The sequence below is a fragment of the Cellulosimicrobium sp. NPDC055967 genome (assembly GCF_042269845.1).
GTDB lineage: Bacteria > Actinomycetota > Actinomycetes > Actinomycetales > Cellulomonadaceae > Cellulosimicrobium.
In genome coordinates this window covers 243,269-255,500 of sequence record NZ_JBHJYJ010000005.1, presented here as the reverse complement: position 1 = coordinate 255,500, position 12,232 = coordinate 243,269, and the positions used below count along the sequence as shown (strand labels likewise).

At 76.9% G+C, this 12,232-nt stretch carries 9 protein-coding genes; 7 read left to right on the top strand and 2 right to left on the bottom strand.

Annotated features, from left to right (window positions below; all coding sequences use genetic code 11):
- Positions 1-167: 167 nt before the first annotated feature.
- Both aztD and ACFC2L_RS09490 read left to right on the top strand, forming a co-directional pair.
- Positions 168-1,628 carry a zinc metallochaperone AztD gene (aztD, locus tag ACFC2L_RS09495; RefSeq protein WP_375824055.1) on the top strand — a complete coding sequence of 487 codons (1,461 nt, stop codon included), beginning with the start codon at positions 168-170 and terminating at the stop codon, positions 1,626-1,628.
- Positions 1,629-1,783: 155 nt separating this feature from the next.
- Complete coding sequence (locus tag ACFC2L_RS09490) at positions 1,784-2,068, top strand: HU family DNA-binding protein (protein WP_375824053.1); 285 nt, start codon at positions 1,784-1,786, stop codon at positions 2,066-2,068.
- A 198-nt stretch (positions 2,069-2,266) separates the two neighbouring features.
- Here ACFC2L_RS09490 and ACFC2L_RS09485 read toward each other — a convergent pair whose 3' ends face one another.
- On the bottom strand, positions 2,267-2,638 hold the full coding sequence (locus ACFC2L_RS09485; RefSeq protein WP_087470694.1) for a hypothetical protein: 372 nt from the start codon (positions 2,636-2,638) through the stop codon (positions 2,267-2,269).
- Between the two features lie 179 nt (positions 2,639-2,817).
- Here ACFC2L_RS09485 and rpmF point away from each other — a divergent pair, with 179 nt between their 5' ends.
- The 5 genes from rpmF (at position 2,818) to ACFC2L_RS09460 (ending at position 11,228) form a co-directional block, all read left to right on the top strand.
- Positions 2,818-2,988, top strand: a complete 171-nt coding sequence (gene rpmF / locus ACFC2L_RS09480; protein WP_375824052.1) for a 50S ribosomal protein L32 — start codon at positions 2,818-2,820, stop codon at positions 2,986-2,988.
- 231 nt (positions 2,989-3,219) lie between these two features.
- The gene (gene aspS / locus ACFC2L_RS09475) at positions 3,220-4,530 is read left to right on the top strand and encodes an aspartate--tRNA(Asn) ligase (RefSeq protein ID WP_375824050.1); all 1,311 of its coding nucleotides are present in this window, start codon (positions 3,220-3,222) and stop codon (positions 4,528-4,530) included.
- 55 nt (positions 4,531-4,585) lie between these two features.
- The gene (locus tag ACFC2L_RS09470) at positions 4,586-5,887 is read left to right on the top strand and encodes a YibE/F family protein (RefSeq protein WP_375824049.1); all 1,302 of its coding nucleotides are present in this window, start codon (positions 4,586-4,588) and stop codon (positions 5,885-5,887) included.
- A gap of 115 nt (positions 5,888-6,002) precedes the next feature.
- Positions 6,003-6,869: a ketopantoate reductase family protein gene (locus tag ACFC2L_RS09465; RefSeq protein ID WP_375824047.1), complete on the top strand. Its 867-nt coding sequence runs from the start codon at positions 6,003-6,005 to the stop codon at positions 6,867-6,869.
- Between the two features lie 108 nt (positions 6,870-6,977).
- Positions 6,978-11,228: an SCO7613 C-terminal domain-containing membrane protein gene (locus ACFC2L_RS09460; protein WP_375824046.1), complete on the top strand. Its 4,251-nt coding sequence runs from the start codon at positions 6,978-6,980 to the stop codon at positions 11,226-11,228.
- Between the two features lie 419 nt (positions 11,229-11,647).
- On the opposite strand, the gene ACFC2L_RS09455 is transcribed toward ACFC2L_RS09460, so the two are convergent.
- The gene (locus tag ACFC2L_RS09455; RefSeq protein WP_375824044.1) at positions 11,648-12,121 is read right to left on the bottom strand and encodes an Lrp/AsnC family transcriptional regulator; all 474 of its coding nucleotides are present in this window, start codon (positions 12,119-12,121) and stop codon (positions 11,648-11,650) included.
- Positions 12,122-12,232: the final 111 nt, after the last annotated feature.

The window sequence follows — 12,232 nt, the reverse complement described above, 5'->3', positions numbered from 1 at the left end:
GACGCCCCAGCCCCGCACCCCCGACTCCCCCCCCACCCGCGCGGCGCACCGCCCGCCGCCGCCCAGCCCCCCCGCGCGCCCCCACAGCCGCCCCCTCCCGCCGCCCCCGCCCACCCCCCCCCCGCGGCGCGGGGGGGCCGCCGGGGCCCCGGGGCGCCCGACCACGCATGCACCACACCGCACCCGACCCGACCGACGCCCACGCCGATCCCGCCGGGGCGAGTCCCCCCTCCGGTGACGCCCCTCCCGGGGCACGGGCCCGACGGCGCCCGCTCGCCCTCGCTCTCGGCCTCGCCCTCCCGCTCGCGCTCGTCGCGGCGTGCGCGCAGGGGGCGGGCTCCGAGGGCGAGCAGGGCGACGGCGCCGACCCCGCGCCGTCGGCCACGTCCGACGTCAGCGAGGCGGCGGCCCTCACGCCGCGCCTCGCGATCACCTACGGCGGCGGCGTCCAGGTCCTCGACGCGACGACGCTCGAGGTCGTCGACGACCTCCAGCTCCCCGGCTTCAACCGCCTCAACCCCGCGGGCGACGGGCGGCACCTGCTCGTCTCGACGTCGGGCGGCTTCCAGGTGCTCGACGCCGGCACCTGGGCCGAGCCGCACGGCGACCATGCGCACTACTACACCGCGGACCCCGTCCTCACGGACGTGACGTACGCGGCCGAGAAGCCGGGCCACGTCGTCGTGCACGAGGGCCGCACCGCGCTCTTCGACGACGGCACGGGCGAGATCACCGTGCTCGACTCCGCCGCCGTGGCCGACCCGCACGGCATCGACGACGCGCGCACCCTGACGACCCCCGAGGCCCACCACGGCGTCGCGGTCGAGCTGTCCGACGGCTCGCTCGTCGTCTCCGAGGGCACCGAGGACGCGCGCACGGGCGTCCGCCTGCTCGACCCCGCGGGCACCAAGGTCGCGGCGACGGACCAGTGCCCCGGCGTGCACGGCGAGGCCGTCGCCGCGGGCGAGGCCGTCGTGATCGGCTGCGAGGACGGTGCGGTCGTCGTCGCGGGCGGCGCGATCAGCAAGGTCGCGGCCCCGGACGCCTACGGGCGCATCGGGAACCAGGCGGGCAGCGAGGCGTCGCCGTTCGTCCTGGGCGACTACAAGTCCGACCCCGACGCCGAGCTGGAGCGGCCGACCCGCGTCTCGCTCGTCGACACGCGCGACGCGAGCCTGCGCCTCGTCGACCTGCCCGCGAGCTACACGTTCCGCTCGCTCGGCCGCGGCGACGCGGGCGAGGCGCTCGTGCTCGGCACGGACGGGTCGCTGCACGTCATCGACCCAGAGGCGGGCACCGTCGTGCGCTCCATCCCGGTCGTCGACGCGTGGGAGGAGCCCGAGGAGTGGCAGGAGCCGCGCCCCGCGCTGCTCGTCCAGGACGGCATCGCGTACGTCACCGACCCGGCCGGCCGCGCGATCCACGCGGTCGACTACGTCGGCGGCGAGGTGTGGAAGAGCGCCGCGCTCGACGTCGTCCCCAACGAGCTCGCCGGCGTCACGGGGAAGCCGGCGGCGACCGGCGCGCACGACGACCACGAGCACGCCCACGAGGAGGGCGAGCACGCCCACGAGGAGCACGCCGAGGACGGTCACGAGAGCCACGACCACGACCACGAGGAGGGCTGAGCGCCGACACGCGACGACCGGAGGGCGCGAGAAGTCGCGCGAAACTCCGCGTGTTCCCTAGTGTTGTCCCCGGTGCACGGCCTCGCGGCTGGCACACTGAGACCGTGACGACGGGTGGTGACCACCGCGCGTCGTGAACCGAAGAAGGGATTCGCATGTCGCTCAACAAGTCCGAGCTCATCTCGGCTATCGCCAGCAAGGCCGACGGTCTTTCGAAGTCGGACGCCGAGAAGGCCCTCAACGCCTTCCAGGAGGTGCTCATCGAGTCGCTCGGCAAGGGCGAGGCCGTCAAGGTCACGGGCCTCCTGTCCGTCGAGCGCGTCGAGCGTGCCGCCCGCACGGGCCGCAACCCCCGTACGGGCGAGGAGATCTCGATCCCGGCCGGCTTCGGCGTGAAGATCAGCGCCGGCAGCCTGCTCAAGAAGGCCGTCGCCAAGTGACGTCTCGCTGACCGGCCGCTGCCGGTCCGGTCAGCAGCACGAAGGCCCGGAACCCCGCGAGGGGCTCCGGGCCTTCGTCGTCCCCGTCCCCCGCCCCAGCGCCGAACACGACATGAGGGTCGTTTTGCGGCAGATAACGACCCTCAGGTCGTTCTCGACGCGGGGTGGAGGCGTGTTCGGCGCGAGGGGTGGGGGTGGTCAGGCGTGGACGACGTTCGCGAGGATGCCGTGGTTCGTCAGGCGCGTGCCGATGGCCTGGTCGACCTCGGAGAACGCCTTGTTCGAGCGAGCCACGCCGACCGCGCCGGCCATGGCACCGTGCCCCGTCGGGCGGTCGATGCGGGCGACGAGCTGGTCGCCGTGGAGCATGAAGTCGACCGTGAAGACGAGGTGCTGCGCCTTGCCGGCGAACGCGCCGAGCCAGAACGTCTTCTGCTTGCTCCCGCGCTCGGCGGCCCACTGGCCCGTCGGGCGCGTGGTGACGGTGAAGCCCTGCTCCTGGAGCGCGGCGTGCAGGTGCTGCTTGGCGACCTCGGGGTCGCCGGACAGGAAGTAGTCGACCGTGGCCATGGTGGCTCCTCGTGGTGTGCGGTGGCTGGCTGTGGCGGGGTGTGACGGCGGCGGTGCCGCCACACGGGCGGGCAGCCCTCGGGATGCTACCGCCGTCCGAGGGCCCATTCTCGACGCGTCTTGAGAACCATTCTCATGAAACGCTAGGCTGGGCGCTCCACCCACCGGAAGGACCCCTCATGGCCGTGCCCAAGCGCAAGCTCTCCCGCTCCCACACGCGCGCCCGCCGCTCCCAGTGGAAGGCGCAGGTGCCGGAGCTCGTGACCGTCGTCGTCGACGGGCGCGAGGTCACCCTCCCGCGCCGCCTCGTCGCGGGCGTGCGCCGCGGCTACGTGACGCTGCCCGACTGACCCGTGGCCGCGGACCACCGCAATGCGGTGGTCCGCGCGCGGGTCGGTCGGTATCGTCGCTCGCGGTGGCTGCGAGGCGTGACGACCCTCGGCCGGTGGCGACGCCGGCGGCGGCTCCCCGCGCGTGCCGGCGTACCGACGAGAGGTCGACGAGACGTCGACGAAGGTGTGGTGGCACCGCGACCTAGCCCCCGCCCGCACCTCCAGGGCCTGCCCTTCCCAGGAGGAGTCATGAGACCACCCGCCCCGCCCGCCCCCGCTCGCACCCTGGCCGCCGACGTCGCCGCCGCACCACCCGGACGTGTGGTGACCCTGAGCGGGCACGTGCACCGCCGCCGCGAGCTGGCGACGGTGTCCTTCCTGGTCCTGCGCGACCGCACGGACCTCGCCCAGGTCGTCCTGCGTCCGCACGAGGTCCCCGCGGAGGGGCTGCCGCCGGAGGAGACCGCCGTCCAGGTCACGGGGACGGCCACCGCGAACGCGCAGGCACCGGGCGGCGTCGAGATCACCGCGCCGACGATCACGCTGCTCGGCGCGCCCGCGACCCGCCCGCCGGTCGAGCTGTGGCGCCCGGACCTCGACGTCGCGCTGCCCACGCTCCTCGACCACGCGGCCGTGACGTGGCGGCACCCGGCGCGGCGGGCCCGCTGGGAGCTCGCCGCCGCGAGCCTGCGCGGGTTCCGCGCCACGCTCGACGCGGCGGGCTTCACCGAGATCCAGACCCCCAAGCTCGTCGCGTCCGCCACGGAGTCCGGCGCGAGCGTGTTCCCCGTCGACTACTTCGGCCGCACCGCCTACCTCGCCCAGAGCCCGCAGTTCTTCAAGCAGCAGATGGTCGGCGTGTTCGAGCGCGTGTACGAGGTCGGGCCGGTCTTCCGGGCGGAGCCCCACGACACGGCACGCCACCTCGCGGAGTACGTCTCCCTGGACGTCGAGCTCGGCTTCGTGCGCGACCACCGGGACGTCCTGGCGGTGCTGCGCGACGTGCTCGCCGGCATGGTCGAGGCGCTCCGGGACGGGGCGGGCGACGCCGTCGAGCGGCTCGGGCTTGCGCTGCCGGTCGTGCCGTCCGAGATCCCCGTGATCCACTTCCGCGACGCGCTCGCCCTCGTGGGTGCGGCCGACGACGAGCCGGACCTCGCCCCCGAGCACGAGCGGTCCCTGGGTACCTGGGCGATGTCGACCCACGGCTCCGACTTCCTCGCGGTCGAGGGCTACCCGATGCGGAAGCGGCCCTTCTACACGCACCCGCAACCCGACGACCCGCGCTGGAGCAACAGCTTCGACCTGCTCTTCCGCGGCCTGGAGCTGGTGACCGGCGGGCAGCGGCTGCACCGCTACCAGGACTACGTCGCCGCGCTGGCGGCGCGGGGCGAGGCGGCAGAGCCGTACGAGACCTACCTCGAGGCGTTCGCCCACGGGATGCCCCCGCACGGCGGCTTCGCCATCGGCCTCGAGCGCTGGGTCGCCCGCCTCGTGGAGGCGCCCAACGTCCGTGAGGTCGCGCTCTTCCCCCGGGACCTGCACCGCCTCGCCCCGTAGCGCCCGACGGCGCGTGCCACCACGCGCCGTCGGCCCGCCGTGGCAGCATCCTGGGGTGAGCGAGCCGAGCCCCGACCTGACGTCCGGCCCCGTCCCGGGGCGCCGGGAGCGCCGCGAGCAGCCCGGGCGGTCGCACGCCGACCCGCACGGGCACGGGCACGGTCACGCGCACGGGCGCGCGGCGCCCGCGACGCGGCGCGTGCGCCTCACGCTCGCGGCGCTGCTCGTCCCGGCCCTGCTCGTCACGCTGGCCGGGCTGGTCGCCCTGTGGCCCGCGTCCGCCGACGTCCCGGACCGCATCCCCGTCGCGGCCGAGGGCAGCTCGGTCCTGCGCGCCACGGTCACCGGGCCGATCGACCCGGAGACGAGCGAGGTCCCCGCCCGCCTCGACGAGGGGTCGCGCGCGGGCGGCGAGGACGTGGGCGGCGACGCGATCACCGTCGGCGCACCGCCGGAGTACGTCGCCTACGGGTTCGACGAGGGTGACCGGCTCCGCGTCCTCTACATCGCCGAGGCGGTCGGGGCGGGAGTGAGCCCGTACGTGTTCATGGACTTCGAGCGCGGGCTGCCCATCGGGGTCCTCGCGATCGCGTACGCCGTCGTGGTGCTGGCCGTCGCGCGCTGGCGCGGCCTCGCCGCGCTCGCCGGGCTCGCGGGCGCGTTCGTCGTCATCACGTGGTTCACGCTGCCCGCGCTGCTCACGGGGCAGAACGCGCTGGGCGTCGCGCTCGTGACGTCGTCGCTCGTCATGTTCGTCGTGCTCTACGTCGCGCACGGGTTCACCGCGCGCACGTCGACGGCGCTGCTCGGCACGCTCGTCGGGCTCGCCATCACGGCGCTGCTGGGGTGGTGGGGCTCGGGCGCGTCGAACATCACGGGGCTCACCTCGGAGGAGTCCCTGTGGATCCCGCAGTACGCGCCCTCGCTCGACATCCAGGGCGTCGTGCTGTGCGGCATCGTGCTCGCCGGCATGGGCGTGCTCAACGACGTGACCATCACCCAGGCGTCGGCCGTGTGGGAGCTGCGGGCGGTCGCACCGCTCGCGACCCGGCGCGAGCTCTTCGCGCGCGCGATGCGCATCGGGCGCGACCACATCGCCTCGACCGTCTACACGATCGCGTTCGCCTACGTCGGCGCGGCCCTGCCGTTGCTCATGGCGGTCTACCTGTCCGACCAGAACCTCGCCACGAGCCTCACCTCGGGCGAGATCGCGGAGGAGGTCGTGCGCACCCTCGTCGGCTCGATCGGCCTCGTCCTCGCGATCCCGATCACCACGGCCATCGCGGCGCTCACCGTGCCCGGCTCCGCGTCGGTGGGGTCCGTCCCCGTGGGTAGGGTCGAGGTCCCCGCGGTCTGACGACGGGCGCGGAGGGACGGCCGGGACGGTCCGGCGGGACGACGAGGGGACGACGGTGACGGGGACGACGAGCGGCAGGGACGGCCGAGACGGCCGGGACGGCCGAGGCGCAGCGGTGCTGGGGCCGGGCGGGGTCGGCGGGCTGGTGGGCGCGCTGCTCGCGCGGTCGGGGGCCGAGGTGACGTTCCTCGCGGGGGAGCGCACCGCGGCGGCGCTGACCGAGCACGGCGTGCACGTGCGCAGCCGTCAGGTCGGCGAGTTCCACGTCCCCGCGCGGGCGGTCACGCGGCTCGACCGGCCGGTCGACGTCGTGCTCGTCGCGGTCAAGCAGACCGCGCTCGACGACGCGCTCGACCGGGTGCCGCCCGAGGCGCTCGGCGACGGCGTCGTCGTCCCGTTCCTCAACGGGCTCGACCACCTCGACGTGCTGCGCGCGCGGTACGGGGCCGAGCGGGTGCTGCCCGCGACGATCAGCGTCGAGTCGGCGCGCGTCGCCCCGGGGGAGATCGAGCACACGAGCGCGTTCGTCGACGTGGGGCTCGCGCCCGGCGCCGTCGACCCGGAGCGCGTGGAGGCCGTGCGGGGGCTTCTCGAGCGGGCCGGGATCGAGACGAGGGTCCACGCGGACGAGACCGCGCTGATGTGGGCCAAGCTCTCGTTCCTCGCCCCGTTCGCCCTGCTCACGACGACGTACCGCGCCCCGATCGGGGACGTGCGGACCGCGCACGGCGCCGAGCTCGAGGCGCTCGTGCGCGAGGTCGCGGCCGTCGCCGCGGCGAGCGGCGCGCCGTCGGACCCCGAGCGCACGCTCGCCCGCTACGGGCGCTTCGCGCCGGAGGCCAAGTCCTCCATGCTGCGCGACGCCGAGGCCGGCCTGCCGCTCGAGGTGGACGCCATCGGCGGCGCGATCGTCCGTGCCGCCGACCGCGCGGGCATGGGCGCGCCGCTCACCCGCGCGCTCGTCGCCGGCCTCGGCGGCTGACGGGCGGACGCCCCGGCCCGGCGCCCGCCGGGAGCCTTCACCGGACCGCCACGCGACCCCCTGTGGACGCGTCCCCAGGCGCCTCACAGGTTCGCCAGGATGTCCGTCATGAGAGAGCCGTGGGTCGACGTCGCGCTGGCGCGGCTGCCCGAGACGCGTTCCTGCCCCGCGTGCGCCGCGACGCTGCGGTCGTCCCGCTGCGACCGGTGCCTGCTCGACCTCACCGGTCCGCTCGCGTTCGAGGTCGCCGCGGCGTCGAGCGAGGCGGCCGACGCGCTCTCGCGACGCCAGGTCGCCCTCGACGCCCTGCGTGCGGCCCAGCCCGAGGCGGCCGCGTGGGCCGCCCGCGCCGCCGTCGCGGCGCCGCCCGGTGCGCGCGCGGTGCCCGCTGGCCCGCCCGGCGCGATGCGCCCGCTCGACCCGACCGGCCGCGGCCAGGCGGGCCCGCGCCCGCCCGCCGTCGCGCCGGTGGCTGGGTCTGTGGCCGGCAACGTGCCCGCGCTCGGGCCACGCCGTCCGGTGCCGGTCCACCCCTCGGCGCCGGGGTCGCCCGGGCTGTCCGGGTCGCCCGCGACGACCGGGGCGGTCCGGCCCGCACCCGCGGGGTCGCGCGCCGTCGTCGTGCCGGGCGCGGCGCCGTCGCGCTCGGTCGGCCTCCAGCCGGTCCTCGCCGGGGCGGGGGCGGGGCTCCTCGCCGTCGCGACGGTCGTCTTCGTGTTCTTCACCTTCGCCGACGACCTCGCCCTGCGTGCCCTCGTGACCGGGGTCGTCACGGTGCTCACGGTCGGGGCCGCGGTGCTCCTGCGGTCGCGCGGCCTGCGCTCGTCCGCCGAGGCCGTCGCGGCGCTCGCCGTCGTGCTCGCGGTCGTGGACGTCGAGCTCGCGCTGAGCGCGTGGGGGCTCGACCTCGTCGGCACCGCGGCGGCGCGCGCGTCGCTGCTCGCCGCGGTCGTCGCGGGCCTCGGTGCCGTCGGGGACCGGGCGCGCGTCCGGGCGTGGGTGACGAGCGCCGTCGTGCTCGGGCCGCTCGTGCCGCTCGTGGCGGCGCCGGCCGCGCAGGCGCCGTGGGGCAGGGCGGCCGCCCTCCTCGCGACGGCGTGCCTCACGGCGCTCGCCGCGCCCGTGGCGGCGCGCTCCGGCGCGCGGGTCGGCAGCGCTCTGCGAGGTGAGCGGGCGCTGCTCGGCGTCGTGCGCACGGTCGCGGTGCCCCTCGCCGTGGTCGTCGGGCTCACCGTCACCGCCCCGCCGGGTCTCCCGACCGGCGCCGGGGCCGCGCTCGTCGCGCTCGGCGCCGCGCTCGCGGCCGTGCTGCTGCGCGTCGCGACCCGCGAGCGGCGCTGGTACGCGGTCGGCGGCGCGTCGGCCGTCCTCGCGGGGGCGCTGCTCGGGACCGGGGGCGACGTCGCCTGGCTGGGCCTCGTCCCCGCGCTCGCCGCCGGCACGTGGCTCCTCGTCCTCGCGCTCACCTCGTCGCGCGTGGCGGCGGGGGTGCTCGGCTCTCCGGTCCCGGCCGTCGGACGGTCGGACGCCCTCCTCGGCGGCGCGGTCGTCGCCCTCGTCGGGGCCGGGCCCGCGCTGGCCGTCGCGGGGGTCCGCGCGGCCGAGGTCCTCGTGACCGGCACCGCCGGGACCGCCGCGACGCTCGACGACGAGCCGCTCGGCGTCGGTGTCCTCTCCGCCGGGCTGTGGGGGGAGGGCGTCCGCGGCGGCACCGTCGGCGCGGCGCTGCTCGACGGGACGCTCCTCGGCCTCCTGTCCGCCCTGGTCGTCCTCCTCGTCGCCGCCCGGCTCCCGCTGCGCACGCCCGTCCCCGTGCCCTTGCCGCGCCTCGCCGGGGTACGACGGCTCGGCGCCGCCCCGGTCGTGCGGACCGGGCGCGCGCTCGGTCCGTGGATGCTCCTCGCGCTCGTCGTCGCGCTCGTGCTGGACCCGCGGCTCGCGGGCGTCACCTCGCTCGTGCTGCTCGCGCTGCTCGCGGCCCTGCTCGTCGTCGTGACCGCCCGGCCCGTCACGACTGCTCGACCTGACGGGCACCGGGCGGGCCTGACGGCCGGGGCCGGCGACCCGGGGGTCGTCGCCGGCGGCGCCGCGCCGGGCGCGATCGTCCGCGCCGTCCGACGAGGGTTCGGTCGTGCCCTGCGCCCGGTCGCCGGGGTGATCCCCGCTCCGCGCGCCGTCCTGCGGCACGGTGTCGTCCCGGTCGCTCGGGCCGAGACGCGGGTCTGGCACGCGGCCGCCGTCGCGGGCGCGATCGCGGCCGTCCTGCTCCTCGTCGCCGGCTCGTGGGTCGCACGCCCCACCGCGACGGCCGGCGCGGTCGTCGTCGGCGGGCTCCTGCTCGCGGCCCGGGCCGCCGCGCCGCGGGGTCTGCACGCCCCGCTCGTCGGCACCGCCTACGGGTACGCGCTGCTCGTGCTCGGCGTGACGCTCGCGTGGAGCGGCGCCGGGACCGTCGCGGTCCTGTGCGCGGTCTCCGGGGTCGCCTCGGTCGCCGCGCTCGCGGTGACGCTCGTCCCGCGCGTCGACCGCGAGTCGTGGTGGGCCGTGCTCGGCGTGACCGCGGTGCCCTTCGGCCTCGGCGTCCTCACGGTCGTCGACGAGCGCAGCTGGTGGTCCGTCGCCGCGTGCGTCGCGATGCTCGCGCTCGAGGTCGTGCTCGTCGGCTCGCGGCGGCCCGGGTCGGTCACCGCGCTGCGCGTGCTCGCCGCGGCGCTCGTCCTGCCGACGGCGGCCGTCGCCGTGGTCAGCGCGGGCGCCCTCCTCCTGCCGGGCAGCGGGTCGCCCGTCGTGCTGCCGGTCGTCGCCCTGCTCGTGGCGACGGCGCTCGCCGCCGCCCGGCCGGTCACGGCCCGGATCCACCTGGCCGCCGGCCGCGTCGCCGTCGAGGTGAGCGCCGCGCTCACGGGGGCGATCGCCGTCGGGCTGGCGTTCGGGCGGCCCGCCGCCGGGCCGACGGTCGCGGTCGCGGTGCTGCTCCTGCTCGCCGTGGGCGCGGGGCTCGCCGCGCGCGACCGCGACCGGCGCGCCGAGTGGTGGCTCGCCGCCGCGCTCGGGACCGCCGCGCTGTGGACGGCGCTCGCCGCCGCGGAGGTCGGGCTCGTCGAGGCGTACACCGCGCCGCCCGCCCTCGCCGCGCTCGTCACGGGGGCGCTGCTCGCGCGCCGTGGGCGCCGGTGGTGGGAGCTGGCGAGCGCGGGCCTGGTGCTGCTCGTCGTGCCGTCCGTTCTCGCCCTGGGTGCGGCGCCGGGCGCGGGCGACGTCCGGGCACCGCTCCTCGTCGTGGCCGGGGCCGGGTGCGTCCTCGCCGCGGTGCTGCTGGGCCGTGGGACCGGCGCGGGCGAGGGTGGCTGGCGACGCGCCGCGGCCCTGCGGCTCGCGGGCGCGGGAGTGCTCGCGGCGACCGGCGGGACCGTCGAGTCGCTCCACGTCGCGCACGCGCCCGGCGGGGGCGCGGTGTTCGTGCTCGGGTTCGTCTGGGCGCTCGCCGCGGGCGGGGTCGCGCTCGGGGCGGGCCTCGTCGGCGCCCGGGTGGTGCCGCGCGGCCGGGGCCGGGGGGCCGCCGTCGCGCGCCGCTGGGCCGTGGCGCCCGCCGCCGCCCTCGCCGTGGTCGGGACCGTCGCGAACGTCCGGCCGGTGTGGGGCGTCATCGCGACCGTCTGGCTCGTCGAGGTGGCGCTGCTCGCGCTCCTCGTGGTCGGGGTGCGGCGTGCGGTCCGCGGTCGGCTCGACCTCCCGCCCGCCTGGTTCACGTGGTCGCTCGCGCTCGTGGCCGCGATCGGCGCGTGGTCGCCGCGCGAGCTCCGCGTCGAGGTCTTCTCGCTCCCGCTCGGCGCGGGCCTGCTCGTCGCGGGGTACCTCGCGCTCGCGGCCGGCACGACGGCGGTGCCCGGCACCTCGGGCGGCACGGCGGGCGACGACCCCGGTGCTCCGGGAGGCCCGGCCCGCCAGGCCAGGGCGCGGGCGAGCGCGACGCCGTCGCTCGGCGGGTGGCCCGTCGGGTTCCTCGGGTCCTGGCGGACCCTCGCCCCCGGCCTGCTCGCGCTCCTCGGGCCGTCGGTCCTCGCCACGTACACCGACGCGCGCACCTGGCGGGCCGTGCTCGTCGTCGTGCTCGCGCTGGCCGCGGTGCTCGTCGGGACGCGCACGCACCTCGCGGCGCCGTTCCTGCTGGGTGTCGCGATGCTGCCGGTCGAGATCCTCGTCGTATTCGTGTCCCAGCTCGGCACGCGCATCTCCGCCGGACCCTGGATGCTCACGCTCGCCGCGGCCGGCGGCCTGCTGCTCATCATCGCGACGTACTACGAGCGCCGGATCGCCGCGTACGACGGCGCCGCGGCGTACGTGCGAGACCTCAGGTAGCCACCGCCCCGAACGAGGCGTCCGACAACGGCTCGACCGGGCGAGCGTACGGGCGTCGGCTCCGGGGGGCGGGCGGGGTGAGCCACGGGGAGCCGAGCCTCGGGGCACCGTCATGGACGCTTGGGCTCCGCCTCACGCACAACGTCTGCGTCCAACCCGTCCAGCCGCACGGGCTCCGGATCGAACAACCCTGGCTGATCGAGTCGACGTCACACTCACGCACCGTGCCGTACGGCGTCGTCACCCGGAGCTCCCCGACTCGTCCCGCTCAGCGCCGCGTGGAGCAGCGTCGATCCCGTACCGTCCAAGGTGTCTTGCGGGGGTCGATGTCGCACACGGCCGCAAGCTTCTCGGAGGTCCTCCTCCTGGCAGCGAAGAATCAGGTCCCGCACGCTCGCCCCCGATCTCGACGTCCGACGCTATCGGGTGCGCCGTTGCTGCTCGATGAGCGGGCGCAGGCGGTAGGGGATGAGCTCGCCCATCGAGAGCGAGGTCTCCGTGCGCTCGACGCCGTCGATCGCGAGGATCGCCGCATCGATGCGGAACAGGTGGTCGGTGTCGCGGCACGCGACGGTGACCCGCAGGTCGGCCGTCCCGCTGCGCCCGAACGCCTGCACGACCTCGGGGATGCGCGCGACGTCGTCGACGATCCGCGCGAGCTCCTTCTGCCGCACCTGGACCTCGACGAACGCCGTGAGCGGGTGCCCGAGCACGTGCGGGTCGATCCGCCGGTCGAGCGCGAGGAACGCGCCCTCGGCCTCCAGCCGCGCGAGGCGCGCGGCGACGGTGTTGCGGGAGATCCGCAGGCGGTCGGCGAGCGCGACGATCGTCGCCCGCGGGTCGTCGGCGAGGGCGAGCAGGAGGTCGAGGTCGACAGCGTCGGCGCTGTGCATGCTGCTCACCCTAGTCGAGTGACGGCGGTCACACTGCGCAGCGTGTCGGAGGTCGGTGGAGCCATGTGCGCGTCAGGGGTTACGTTCGCCCTACCTCGGTCCTCGACGGAG

What these genes read in the sequence shown, in the direction of transcription:
- ACFC2L_RS09460 (WP_375824046.1), top strand. Translation starts at nt 6,978, where the DNA reads ATGAGAGAGCCGTGGGTCGACGTCGCGCTGGCGCGGCTGCCCGAGACG.
- rpmF (WP_375824052.1), top strand. Translation starts at nt 2,818, where the DNA reads ATGGCCGTGCCCAAGCGCAAGCTCTCCCGCTCCCACACGCGCGCCCGC.
- ACFC2L_RS09455 (WP_375824044.1), bottom strand. Translation starts at nt 12,121, where the DNA reads ATGCACAGCGCCGACGCTGTCGACCTCGACCTCCTGCTCGCCCTCGCC.
- ACFC2L_RS09485 (WP_087470694.1), bottom strand. Translation starts at nt 2,638, where the DNA reads ATGGCCACGGTCGACTACTTCCTGTCCGGCGACCCCGAGGTCGCCAAG.
- aztD (WP_375824055.1), top strand. Translation starts at nt 168, where the DNA reads ATGCACCACACCGCACCCGACCCGACCGACGCCCACGCCGATCCCGCC.
- ACFC2L_RS09490 (WP_375824053.1), top strand. Translation starts at nt 1,784, where the DNA reads ATGTCGCTCAACAAGTCCGAGCTCATCTCGGCTATCGCCAGCAAGGCC.
- aspS (WP_375824050.1), top strand. Translation starts at nt 3,220, where the DNA reads ATGAGACCACCCGCCCCGCCCGCCCCCGCTCGCACCCTGGCCGCCGAC.